The organism is Pseudotenacibaculum sp. MALMAid0570 (assembly GCF_040151415.1).
Taxonomy (GTDB): domain Bacteria; phylum Bacteroidota; class Bacteroidia; order Flavobacteriales; family Flavobacteriaceae; genus Polaribacter.
Map to the genome: position 1 here is coordinate 293711 of NZ_JBDKWF010000049.1, position 12625 is coordinate 306335.

14 protein-coding genes are annotated in these 12625 nt (G+C 30.7%); 11 read left to right on the forward strand and 3 right to left on the reverse strand.

Annotated features, from left to right (window positions below):
* The first annotated feature begins 30 nt into the window (after nucleotides 1-30).
* The 3 genes from AAON49_RS11700 to AAON49_RS11710 all read left to right on the forward strand — a co-directional run bounded on the left by AAON49_RS11700 (nucleotide 31) and on the right by AAON49_RS11710 (nucleotide 3273).
* The gene (locus tag AAON49_RS11700) at nucleotides 31-693 is read left to right on the forward strand and encodes a tetratricopeptide repeat protein (RefSeq protein WP_349554797.1); all 663 of its coding nucleotides are present in this window, start codon (nucleotides 31-33) and stop codon (nucleotides 691-693) included.
* A 73-nt stretch (nucleotides 694-766) separates the two neighbouring features.
* Complete coding sequence (locus tag AAON49_RS11705) at nucleotides 767-2599, forward strand: sensor histidine kinase (RefSeq protein WP_349554798.1); 1833 nt, start codon at nucleotides 767-769, stop codon at nucleotides 2597-2599.
* Nucleotides 2600-2613: 14 nt separating this feature from the next.
* Nucleotides 2614-3273: a lysoplasmalogenase gene (locus AAON49_RS11710; RefSeq protein ID WP_349554799.1), complete on the forward strand. Its 660-nt coding sequence runs from the start codon at nucleotides 2614-2616 to the stop codon at nucleotides 3271-3273.
* A 45-nt stretch (nucleotides 3274-3318) separates the two neighbouring features.
* Here AAON49_RS11710 and AAON49_RS11715 read toward each other — a convergent pair whose 3' ends face one another.
* From AAON49_RS11715 to AAON49_RS11725, 3 genes are read right to left on the reverse strand one after another with little or no spacing between them, the layout of a single operon-like run.
* Nucleotides 3319-3705, reverse strand: a complete 387-nt coding sequence (locus AAON49_RS11715) for a DoxX family protein (RefSeq protein ID WP_349554800.1) — start codon at nucleotides 3703-3705, stop codon at nucleotides 3319-3321.
* 46 nt (nucleotides 3706-3751) lie between these two features.
* Entirely contained in the window at nucleotides 3752-4663 is a 912-nt protein-coding gene (locus AAON49_RS11720) for a bifunctional metallophosphatase/5'-nucleotidase (protein ID WP_349554801.1), read from the reverse strand.
* Between the two features lies 1 nt (nucleotide 4664).
* A complete protein-coding gene (locus AAON49_RS11725) occupies nucleotides 4665-5414 on the reverse strand; it encodes a 5'-nucleotidase C-terminal domain-containing protein (protein ID WP_349554803.1) in 750 nt (249 codons plus the stop codon).
* 64 nt (nucleotides 5415-5478) lie between these two features.
* On the opposite strand from AAON49_RS11725, the gene AAON49_RS11730 reads away from it, so the two are divergent.
* From AAON49_RS11730 to recN, 8 genes are all read left to right on the forward strand, one after another.
* Nucleotides 5479-5994, forward strand: a complete 516-nt coding sequence (locus AAON49_RS11730; RefSeq protein ID WP_349554805.1) for a DUF6913 domain-containing protein — start codon at nucleotides 5479-5481, stop codon at nucleotides 5992-5994.
* Nucleotides 5995-6109: 115 nt separating this feature from the next.
* Complete coding sequence (gene dapA, locus AAON49_RS11735) at nucleotides 6110-6985, forward strand: 4-hydroxy-tetrahydrodipicolinate synthase (RefSeq protein ID WP_349554806.1); 876 nt, start codon at nucleotides 6110-6112, stop codon at nucleotides 6983-6985.
* A gap of 93 nt (nucleotides 6986-7078) precedes the next feature.
* Nucleotides 7079-7594 (forward strand): ferritin, encoded by a 516-nt coding sequence (locus tag AAON49_RS11740; protein WP_349554808.1) that lies wholly within the window; start codon nucleotides 7079-7081, stop codon nucleotides 7592-7594.
* Nucleotides 7595-7710: 116 nt separating this feature from the next.
* Complete coding sequence (locus AAON49_RS11745; RefSeq protein WP_349554810.1) at nucleotides 7711-8532, forward strand: outer membrane protein assembly factor BamD; 822 nt, start codon at nucleotides 7711-7713, stop codon at nucleotides 8530-8532.
* Nucleotides 8533-8534: 2 nt separating this feature from the next.
* A complete protein-coding gene (locus tag AAON49_RS11750; protein ID WP_349554812.1) occupies nucleotides 8535-8855 on the forward strand; it encodes a DNA-directed RNA polymerase subunit omega in 321 nt (106 codons plus the stop codon).
* Nucleotides 8855-10066: a bifunctional phosphopantothenoylcysteine decarboxylase/phosphopantothenate--cysteine ligase CoaBC gene (gene coaBC / locus AAON49_RS11755; protein WP_349554813.1), complete on the forward strand. Its 1212-nt coding sequence runs from the start codon at nucleotides 8855-8857 to the stop codon at nucleotides 10064-10066. The genes AAON49_RS11750 and coaBC overlap by 1 nt, the downstream gene beginning before the upstream one ends.
* Entirely contained in the window at nucleotides 10059-10946 is an 888-nt protein-coding gene (gene porD / locus AAON49_RS11760) for a type IX secretion system protein PorD (RefSeq protein ID WP_349554814.1), read from the forward strand. Before coaBC ends, porD begins: the two co-directional genes overlap by 8 nt.
* A gap of 24 nt (nucleotides 10947-10970) precedes the next feature.
* Nucleotides 10971-12623, forward strand: a complete 1653-nt coding sequence (gene recN / locus AAON49_RS11765) for a DNA repair protein RecN (protein WP_349554816.1) — start codon at nucleotides 10971-10973, stop codon at nucleotides 12621-12623.
* The last annotated feature ends 2 nt before the right edge of the window (nucleotides 12624-12625 follow it).

Below are 12625 nucleotides of genomic sequence, written 5' to 3' on the forward strand. Positions count from 1 at the left end.
GTGAAAACGGGAATCTATAATTTATAATACATGAAAAAGATTTTACTAAGTATTTTTTTACTATTCTCATTATTGGGGTTTAGTCAAAATTTTGAGAAAATTGTTTCTGATAAACTATGTGAATGTATTACACAAGACAATAAAGGAACATTGGAAGAGGTAATTACTAAATGTGCGTCCCAAGATATTATTGTGAAAGCTATTTCAGAAGATTACGAGAAAAGAAATATCAAAATAGCATCTGATTCTATATCAAAAATAGCAAGAGAATTTGATTGTACAGGAAATGTAGGAATGATGATGAATATGATGGCTTCATGTGATTCATTTATTTCTCTTTTTTATAAAAATAAGGAAGAGACAAGGTTAAAACTCAGAGAAATAAAAACCAGAGCCTATTTAGATTCTTTAAATAGTAGGTCATCTATTATTCGAGAATCTCTAGTGTTTAGATCTAAGTTGAATTTTGCTTATGATAATTATGACCTTGCTAAAAAGGATTTGGAGAAAGTAATGAGATTATATACTGCTAGTTATGATGATTACATTAATTTAGCTTGGATATATGAAAAGAAAAAAGAATATACCAAGGCACTAGAAATTTATAACATATTAGCACAAACAAAGGCAGGAAAAGAATTGGTGACTCCATTAATAAATTTTTTAAAGAGGAAGATGAGTAAAGAGAAATAACTCATTATAGATTATACATATACAACCAACCTAATTCTATTCCCGTGAAAACGGGAATCTATACTTATAATACATGAAAAAGAAACTCAATATAAGAGCGCTTATTGTTTTGATAGCGTTAATGTTCTTTAGTAATTATAGCGCTTACTCTCTTGATACTAAAACTTCTTTATTGATTTTCCAACAAAAACAAGACTCCACTTTGTATAAGATGTACGAAAGAGCTGATAGTCTTTATAAAGCTAAACTCTATGTAGAATCGTTAAGAGAAGCTCATAGTGCCTTAGATAAGGCAATTGATGTAAATGACAAAGAGCACCTATATAAGATTAATCTTTTAATAGGAAAACTTTGGTATGATAGTTATTCATATCAGAAATCTGTAAGTTATTTTAAACAAAGTTTATATGAACTTATAGGGATTTTAAGGGAAAAAAATTCTATCAAAAGTAAAGTTGATAAAAGATTACTATTGAATAATTACAAATATTTAAGTTTAAATTTTGAAATAGGCAAAGCTTATCAAAAATCATTTGAAAGTCTTAATTCTAAAGATGAAAATGAGAGTCGCATACTTAATGTAAACGATTCAACTATGAAAGTGAAATTTAGAGATAGTTTATTATATTATTATAATGAAATATTAAAATCTAATTTATTGTCTAATAATTCGTTAACCTTAAAATCATTGGTTTATAATAATATTGCAGGACAATATATTAGAGATTCACTTTATGATCAAGCAAAAGACTATGCATTAAAGTCATTGAAAATAAAAAAAACCTTAGGAGATAATTATTCAATTGTTGTTGGATATATTACTGTATCAAATATTTATTATGTTAAAAAACAATATAAAAAATCCAAGGAAACATTATTTAAAAGTTTAGAGTCTTTAAATGGAATGAAAGGGGAAAAGTTTGATAAACTTAGAGCTGCTATATATTTGAATATTGCTTATTGTATGAATAGATTGAAAGATTACAATGCTTACAGTTATCAGAAAAAATCTTGGGAATTATATGATAAGTTTAATAAAGATAAACATGAGAAAGAATTGATGAAAATAAATGCAGACAGAAACTACGAAAAAGGAAAACAAGAAGGAATCTTTCAAGAAGAAATCAAACGCCAAAAAGTAGAAAGAAATAATTGGATTATAGGATTGAGTAGTATTACCGTGATTATTTTTCTAGGCTTTTTACTAAACCAAAACAAACTACGTCAAAAGAATTTAAGTTTAGAACTATCAAAAAAAGAAACCGAATCTGAAATGCAGGTACTCAATGCTAATCTAAAAGGACAAGAAGCAGAGCGAAAACGAATTTCTCAAGAATTGCATGATGGAGTATTAAGTAAACTGTTTGGAAGCAGAATGGGCTTAGGGTATTTAGAATTGGATAGTAATGCAGAAACACAAAGTCAATACCAAAAGTATTTAGCAGACTTACACAACATAGAAAAAGAAATTAGAGAAGTTTCTCATCAATTAAGTAGTGATATTTCTCTCTCAGAAACAAGTTTTTTAAATGCTATTAATCAATTGCTCAAAGAAAAAAGTACTTTAGGAAAGTTTAATTTTCAATTAAAAATGGATGACGGATTTTCATGGAAAGAACTAGATGGAGTTATTGAGATGAATGTGTTTAGAATTCTTCAAGAGTCTTTGCAAAACATTTTAAAACATGCCAAAGCAAAAAATGTTACTGTAGGTTTTAAAGCAAAGAATGATTTTCTAATTGTTACAATTGAAGATGATGGTGTTGGTTTTGATATATCGAAGAAATCCAAAGGAATTGGCTTAAAAAACATGAAATCAAGAATAAAAACATTAAAAGCAACTTTGAATGTTGCTTCTGAGATAGATAAAGGAACTACCATAGAACTCAAAGTTCCGGTAGTATAAATAATATAAAATAAATGAAACCAACAAAAACCACACTAGCCTCTTTACTATTTTTAGTAGTCTGCATTGCAGATATATATGCTATTCTAAACGGTAATAGAGACATTGAAATGATTGCAAAACCATTAATAACAACATCATTAGTGGTACTGTATCTATTGTCTGTAAAAAAGCCTAATTTTTGGTATGTCTCAGCTCTGTTTTTCTGTTTTTGGGGTGATGTCTTACTAATGTTTCCAGAAAAATTTTTTGTCCTAGGATTGGCCTCTTTTCTCTTTGCTCATATCTTGTATATTGTTATTTCGAGAAAGTTTTTACAAGAAGTGCCAGTTGCTAAAATCGTAACACATTCTATTCCTTTTTTGCTAATTTTAGCGGCTTTACTTTATACAATTTATCCAAATCTAGGAGACCTACTTATTCCTGTAGTTATTTACGGAATCGTAATCTCAGTTTTTGGAGTCGTTACGCTTTTGGTTTATGCTCAGGAGAAAACTACAGAAAATTTGTGGTTGTTCTTAGGAGCCTTTACTTTTATTGTTTCAGATAGTATTCTCGCATTAAACAAGTTTTATGAGGCTTCTGAAATCTTAGGAATTTCTATTATGATTACTTACATCCTTGCTCAATATTTGATTTGTAGAGCGATGATTATAAAAACAAAAAGCGCCTAGGAATTAATCACTAGGCACTTATTTAGTTAACAAATCGGGTGAGATTTATTTTTTTCCTATCAAAGGAATATCTTGTTTATTCATCAATAGTAAAATTCCACTTGCTATTAAAGTCACCAAAGCACTTGCAAATAAAATTCCACCATCATTATCATGCTCAATACCTAAAATAGTCAAATGTGAAAAAACAGCTCCAGACATAGTCCCAACAGCTAGCAAGGCTCCTAACCAAGTTTTTCTAGGAACAAATAATAGGATAGAAGCAATTAACTCTATAACGCCAGTTCCGATTCGCATAGATGCTTCATTATCTCCCGCAATTTTAGTAAACAAATCAATACTTTCTTGCGCTCCTCCAAATTTAAAGTATAGAGTTTGTAGCATAATAATAGCAGCTACTAACTTTAAAATCAATGGAATATATTTTTTCATATCTAAAATGGTTGTTTGCAGATTTAGACGATGAAAAAAAATGAACTTACACAAGAATGATTTTTTCTCGAGAAGTTTTGTTTTTTTCAGCATCAAAAAAGAAGTCGATTCGCCCTAAATTCACACCATAAGCACCTACTTGATTTACCAGCATATTTTCGCCTTTTTTATTTTTAATCACCGTTGGTTTTGGTAAAAAAGTATGAGTATGACCTCCAATAATTAAATCAATATTTTCGGAAGCTTGAGCTAATTTTAAATCAGATACTTTGTCTGAGTTTCTGTAATTGTATCCTAAATGTGACAAACAAATGATTAGGTCGCAATTTTTATCCTCCTTTAATTCTCTACTAATATCTTGGGCAATCTCTATAGGATCTAAGTATTTAGTTTCTTTATATAAACTCGGATTTACCAAACCTTTCAATTCGATTCCAAGCCCAAATACACCTATTTTAATTCCTTCTTTTATAAAGATTTTATAAGGTTTTACAAGAGTATCTAAAACAGTATTCTTAAAATCATAGTTGGCACTAACAAAATCGAAATTAGCATTAGGTAATTGTTTGTGGAAGCCTTCAATAGAGTTGTCGAAATCGTGATTACCAAGAGTTGCAGCATCGTACTTTAGCATACTCATCAATTTAAATTCAAGTTCACCGCCAAAATAATTAAAGTAAGGAGTGCCTTGAAAAATATCACCTGCATCCAATAGCAAGGTATTTGGATTTTCTTTTCTTATCTGTTCTACCATCACAGCTCTTCTTGCAACACCTCCTTTGTTTGCATATCTACGATGATTCGCTTCAAAAGGTTCAACCTGACTGTGAGTATCATTAGTATGAAGAATTGTGATGTGTTTTGAGGTTTCTGAAGTACAAGAACTTAATGTAAGCCCTCCTAAACCAGCATAGGCAATTCCAGCTGAAGTTTGTTTAATAAAATCTCTTCTTTTCATATTAACGGATAATTATACGATTATCAAGTTTTGATCGTAAAGTGTCTTGATTTTTAAAATACTCAACAATTGCATCTCTTACTAAAAAATTACTGTCGTATAAGCTTTCAGGCTTAGCAAAAAAGTTCATGTTATCTCCACCTTTTTGGAGGTAATTAGAAGTAGCCACAAAATATGTCTTCCCATCTTCAATAGGTTTTTCATTAATTTTGATATCAATAGTATTCTTAGAAATTGTTAGTTGAATATTTTTGGATAAAGGATGCGCTCTATTTTGAGTAATAAAATACTTGAAAAGCTCACGAACTTTATCGGCAGTTAATTCTACAACTACAATAGTATTGTCAAAAGGCATCAGGTTAAAAGCATGAATCACTTTAACTTCTCCTTTCCATATTCCAGCTCTGATTCCTCCATAGTTAGACATGGCAAAGTCGACTTTCTTTCCTGTTTGCTTTTCAAAAAGTTCATTGGCTTTTTCAAAAGATAAATCAGCTATCAAATTTCCTAAACTACTTTGTAATCTCCCATCGGTACGAACCAAATTCTGAGTAGTATAAGAAAGGACCTTGTTTACTTCGGTAATCATTTTTTCTTTATAAGGTAGATATTCCTTAATGATAAGACTGTCTTGATTAATAAGAGAATCTATTAAAGTTGTTTTTCCAGAAATTTTGGTAAGAGTTTGTGGCTCATTCTTACAAGAAACTAATAAAAGCCCAAGAGTAAAAAGAGCTATAAAATTTTTCATTTGAGAGCAGATGATTTTAATTACATTTGTGACACTAAGATAGCTTTTTTGTTTTTTTAGACACATGGTTTCAGCGAAATTAAGACAACATTTTATACAGAAGAAAATAGCCAAGTTGCTCAAACAGCAAACTCATAAAAAAAATGGGAGCAATAAAAAGATTTTTTCAGTAGGAATCTTATCTGATGAAAAGCTGTCTAATCAATTTAATCTACAAGATATTGTTTCTGAAAATTTAGAAGTTAGAAATCCTAAATTGTACAATTACAGAAAGTTTGATAAAAATCTAGAGAAATCATATAAGCACTTTTCTGAAAAAGATTTTGACTGGAAAGGAGAGATTATAGATACTAGTTTGAAAAGCTTTGTAGACGAACCTTTGGATTTGTTAATTTGTTTTTACCCAAAGAAAAAAACTTACTTACAGTATCTTACATTGCTCTCTAATGCCACTTTTAAAGTAGGTTTAGCAAATATTCACAATCAATTATTTGATTTAGAAGTAGCGGTAGAAATGTCTGAAATAGATAACTTTTTAGCAGAAACTAAAAAGTACCTTAAAATATTAAACAAGCTTTAATCGTTTAGAATTTAACAAACCAATTGAATTTGTAAAAATGAGTTTTAAATTCAACTCTAAACGTTAGAAGTTCTTTTGAAAACAGTAATTTTACAAAAAATTTAATCGCTTTTTTATGCAAAAGTTTATAGGAACAGGTGTAGCATTGGTAACTCCGTTTAAGGAAGATAAATCAGTAGATTTTGATGCGCTTGTTAGATTGGTAAAATTTAATATCGAAAATGGAATCAATTATTTGGTCATCAACGGTACAACAGGAGAAAGTGCTACAATTACGAAAGAAGAGAAGAAAGAAATTATTGAGGTTATTGCCAAAACCAACAACAAAAGATTACCATTGGTTTTAGGAGTAGGAGGAAACAATACTGCTGACGTTGTTAACGAACTACAAACTGCAGACTTATCTCATATTGATGCTATTTTATCAGTATCTCCTTATTATAGTAAGCCTACGCAAGAAGGTTTGTATCAGCATTTCAAAGCAATAGCTCAAGCAAGTCCTAAACCCATCATTTTATACAATGTTCCAGGAAGAACTTCTAAAAACATGGAGCCAGCAACTACTTTGCGTTTAGCCAATAATTTTGAAAATGTAATTGCTGTAAAAGAAGCTGGAAATAATGTACAACAGTATTTAGAACTCATAAAAAACAAACCAGCCGATTTCTTAATAATTTCTGGCGATGATGATTTGGCATTAAATGTTGTTTTAGCTGGAGCTTCAGGAGTAATATCTGTGATAGGACAAGCATTCCCTAAAGAATTTTCATCCTTAATTAAATTAGGATTAGAAGGAAAAAACAAAGAAGCTTACAGATTGCATTACAAATTAATGGATATGATTGGGTTGATATTTTCAGAGAACAATCCATCTGGAATAAAAGCAGTGTTAAACAAATTGAATATTACATCGGATGAAGTTCGATTACCTTTGGTAAAAGCTACAGACGAATTGCAAGGCAAAATTGCAGATTTTGTCGACAATTTTTAATTTGTCTAAACAAAAATATTAAAATTCAAAGCTCGCGTTTCGTTTAATGTGGGCTTTTTTTAAGATATTTGACGAACAAAATTTTCGGAAATTATGCTATCAAAAACTATAGAAGAAGCCTTAAACAAGCAAGTAACCATAGAAGCAGAATCGTCTCAGGTATATTTAGCAATGGCTTCATGGGCAGAAACTCAAGGATTTGAAGGAGTAGCAACTTTTATGTATGCTCATTCAGATGAAGAAAGAGAACATATGCTTAAGCTAATTAAGTTTATCAATGAAAGAGGTGGGCATGCTCAAGTTTCTGATTTAGCAGCACCTCCAACAGAGTTTGGTTCTTTTAGAGATATGTTTGAAATCCTATTTAAACATGAGGTTAAAGTATCTGCTTCAATTAACGATTTGGTAGATATTTCATTACAGAACAAAGATTATGCAACTCACAATTTCTTGCAATGGTATGTTTCTGAACAAATAGAAGAAGAAGCACTTGCTAGAAACATTCTTGATAAGATTAACTTAATTGGTGATGACAAAGGTGGATTGTACTTGTTTGATAATGATGTAAAACAGTTGATTACCAATGCAGCTCCTCCTGAGCCAAATTAACAAACATTTAATACCTCTTTATCTAGCTTTTAAGAGTTTTTGTGGTTAATTGCCATTGCAATTTTTAATTGAAAATTGCGTTTTAGTAATCCATTAAAAATCCTTATTTTTGCCGAATGCGAAAAATCAAAATTTTAACGCTTATTTTTATTAGCACTCTTCTATTGAATTCTTGTGGAGAGTACAACAAAGTATTAAACAAAGGAACTACTCAAGAGCAGTATAAAATGGCTGTGAAGTTATATGAGTCAAAAAACTACTCTAAAGCACTTCGTTTGTTTGAGAAAGTAACGCCTGCCTATAGAGGAAAACCTCAGATGGAAAGAATTCAATTTATGGTAGCTCAATCAAATTTTAATGAGAAAAATTATACACTTTCTGGTTACTATTTTGATCGATTTACTAAGAATTATCCTAGAAGTTCTAAAAAAGAAGAAGCAGCTTTTTTATCTGCATATAGCTATAAATTAGCTTCACCAAGATTTAGTTTAGATCAAACAGATACCAATAAAGCACTGTTAGCTTTTCAATTGTTTATTAATGATTATCCAAATTCTTCTCGTATAGAGGAAGCTAATAAACATTACAAAGAATTGCGCTATAAATTAGAGAAGAAAATTTTTGAAGTAGGAAAAACCTATTATAGAACTGCAGTAACAGACTTTAGAAATTACAAAGCTGCTATTGTAACTTTTGACAACCTAATTTCTGAATACTTAGGAACTGAGTTAAAAGAAGAAGCACTATATTACAGATTAAAAGCATATCACGATTTAGTTTTAGTGAGCACAGATAGAAAGAAAGCAGAAAGAATTAATGATGCAATCGCTGCTTATGAAAAACTAAAAAGAAACTTTCCAGAAACTAAGTTTTCAAGTGATTCTGATAAAATGCTTGCCACTATAAAGAAAGAACAAAAACAGTTAGTAAAGAGTTAATTATGAACTATAAAGAAACCAATGCTGCAGTTACTACAGTAACGTATGACAAGGATGCGATTGAAGCGTCAACAGATAATATCTATGAGGCAATTTCAATCATTGCAAAAAGAGCTACTCAAATCAATACCGATTTAAAAAAGGAATTGATTGAGAAACTTGACGAGTTTGCTACTTATAATGATAGTTTGGAAGAAGTTTTTGAAAATAAAGAACAAATTGAAGTTTCTAAGTTTTATGAAAAACTTCCAAAACCAACTGCAATTGCTGTTGAAGAGTGGTTAGAAAGTAAAGTATACCACAGAACTCCAGATTCAGAATAATGTCCATTTTAAGCGGTAAAAAAATTCTTTTAGGCGTTACTGCCGGAATTGCCGCTTATAAAACGGCCAATTTGGTTCGTTTATTTATAAAATCAGGGGCAGAAGTGCAAGTTGTTATGACTCCTGCCTCAAAAGATTTTATCACACCTTTAACCTTATCCACACTTTCTAAAAACCCTGTTCACTCTACTTTTTATGATAAAGAAGAAGAGAATGAATTGTGGAATAATCATGTTGATCTCGGATTATGGGCAGATTATATGATTATTGCACCAGCTACAGCAAACACACTGTCTAAAATGACCAATGGAGTTTGTGATAATCTATTGTTAGCAACTTACCTTTCTGCAAAATGCCCTGTCTATTTTGCTCCAGCTATGGACCTGGATATGTATAAGCATCCATCAACAAAGCAAAGTTTAGAAAAGCTTCAAGAATTTGGTAATGTAATGATTCCCGCAACCAGCGGAGAATTAGCTAGTGGCTTGGTTGGTGAAGGAAGAATGGCTGAACCTGAAGATATTGTTTCATTTATAGAAAATGATATTCTATCGAAATTGCCATTAAAAGGCAAGAAAGTTATGATTACTGCTGGTCCAACATATGAAGCTATTGACCCGGTTCGATTTATTGGGAATCATTCTTCAGGAAAAATGGGATTTGCTATTGCAAATGCAGCAGCTAATCTTGGTGCAGAAGTTTTTTTAATCTCTGGTCCTAGTAATGAAAAGATATCTCATTCATTAATTCACAGAGTAGACGTAACGTCAGCTGAAGAAATGTATAATGAAAGTCATAAATATTTTTCAGAAGCCGATATAGCAATTCTTTCTGCTGCAGTGGCAGACTACAGACCAAAAAATGTAGTGAGCGAGAAAATAAAAAAGAAAGATAGTTCGTTAGAGATAGCGTTAGAACCCACAAAAGATATTTTGGCATCTTTAGGGGCTATAAAAGAGAACCAGTTTTTAGTAGGTTTTGCTCTAGAAACAAATAATGAACTAGAGCATGCTGTAGGTAAATTAGAAAGAAAAAATTTAGATGCAATTGTCCTGAATTCGTTGAGAGATAAAGGAGCAGGTTTTGCAACTAATACAAATAAGATTACCTTTATAGATAAGAATAAAACTCAAATTCCTTTTGAGTTAAAGTCTAAAATCGAAGTTGCTGATGATATTCTCAATGAAATAGTAAAAAGAATTTATGCGTAAATTATTTACTCTTATTGTTTTATTTTTTTCACTTGCTTCTCAATCGCAAGAACTAAATTGTTTAGTAACAATTAATGATGAACAAGTAGCAGGTTCAAATAAGCAGGTTTTTAGAACTTTAGAAAGATCTATTACCGAGTTTGTGAATCAGAAAAAATGGACAAACAAAAATGTAAAGCCACAAGAGCGTATCAACTGTGCGATGAATATTATTATTACCAAAAGAGATAATAATCAGTTTGAAGGCACAATTCAAATTCAATCAACTAGACCTGTCTACAAAACTTCCTACGAAACCCCAGTTTTAAATTTAAAAGACAACGATTTTAATTTCAAATACAACGAGTTTGATCAACTGATTTACAATCCTACGAATTTCGATAGCAATTTGGTATCTATGATTTCCTTTTACGTATATGTAATTTTAGGAATGGATGCAGATACGTTTGCATTAAGAGGAGGTGAAGCTTACTTTAAACAAGCTGAAAATGTAATGCTACTTGCACAGCAAAGCGGTTTAAATGCATGGGCAAATCAAATAGGAAAGCAAAATAGATTTCAATTAATAGACAATTTATTATCGCCTAACATGAGACAATTTCGTTCTGTGATGTACAATTACCATAGAAAAGGATTTGATATACTGAACGAAAATAAATCAAGAGGGAAACAAATTATAGAAAACAACATTATCACATTAGATAGATTGTTTAATAAAGTAATTGGAAATCCGATGATTCGTTTGTTTTTTGATGCCAAAGCAGATGAAATTGTAAATCTATATTCTGAAGGACCTAATACCAGAAGCAAACAAAGAATGCTTGTAGTGGTTCAAAAAATCTCACCAAATAATAGTAGTAAGTGGCAAAAAATTAATTAATTTTAATTTTAGAAAACAAGACACTTGCTAGCTTCATTATCCATAAAAAATTACGCTCTTATCAATGAACTGAATATCGACTTTCAGGAAGGAATGTCTATTATTACAGGTGAAACTGGTGCAGGAAAATCTATCTTATTAGGTGCTCTAGGTTTGGTCTTAGGAAATAGAGCAGATAGCACTACATTAAAAGATTTAGACACTAAATGTGTTGTAGAAGCTCAAATTCTAATTGGCAAATATCATCTTCAAGAATTTTTTGAGAGTCAAGATTTAGATTATGAGCCTAATACAATCCTTAGAAGAGAAATCTTGCCTTCAGGAAAATCAAGAGCTTTTGTTAATGATACTCCTGTAACATTAAGTGTATTAAATGAGTTGAAATCTAAACTTATAGATATTCATTCTCAACATCAAACATTACAGCTTTCAGATCAAGAGTTTCAATTTCAATTGTTAGACACCTTAGCTGGAAACGAAAATAAATTAGCTTCTTACAAAAGAGGATTAACGCAGTATGCTGAATCCAAAAGAAAGTTAGAAAAACTTCAAATTCAGCAGAGAGAAGCACATCAACAGTATGATTATAATCTTCATCTCTATAATGAACTTGTTGACGCCAATCTTACTAAAGATGAACAACCAGAATTAGAAGAAGAGTTAGAGAAAATAAACAATGTAGAAGATATAAAGTTAAACTTGTCAGAAGCATTACAGATCACTCAAGACGAACAAATTGGAATTCAAAACTTACTTAACACTTTAGAAAATAGGTTGAATAAAATAGCGTCTTATTCTAAAGAGTATGAAGAATTAGCTTCTAGAATAACAAGTGCTAAGATTGAATTAGATGATATAACTGTAGAGCTAGAAAATGCAAATGAAAATATTGATTTTAATCCTCAAAAGGCTGAGCAAATCAATGATCGATTGCAATTAATTTATAACCTCCAAAAGAAGCATTATGTTCAGTCTAATGAAGAGTTGTTGGAAATTCAGCAAAATCTTTCTGAGAAAGTAGCTACTGTAGAAAATGCAGAGCATAACATACAAGAGCAAGAACAAGAACTAGCTGCAATAAGCTTGAAACTAGACGAACTAGCAACAAAAATTTCTGAAACCAGAAAAAAAGTAATTCCTAAATTAACCAAAGAGCTTGAATCGATTCTTTCTGATCTTGGAATGTCTCAAGCTAGCTTTTCAGTAAAAGTGAATTTATCTGAAACTTATTATAAGAATGGTAAAGATGAATTATCATTCTTATTTGCTGCCAACAAAGGAGGACAGTTTGGAGAGTTAAAGAAAGTGGCTTCTGGTGGGGAATTATCTAGAATTATGTTGGCAATTAAAAAAGTATTGTCTGAAAATAGTCAGTTACCCACTATTATTTTTGATGAGATTGATACAGGCGTTTCTGGAGAAATCTCCAATAAGATGTCTAAAATCATGCACGAAATGAGTGAAAATATGCAAGTAATTACAATTACTCACTTACCTCAAATAGCAGCCAAAGGAAATCAACATTATAAAGTATATAAAGAAGAAACTAAAGAAACAACTATAACGAAGTTAAAAAAATTAACAGAAGATGAACGTATAGTAGAAATTGCGGAGATGTTAAGTGGAAAAGATATTTCCGATAGCGCAATATCACATGCTAGAGAATTGTTAAATTAATC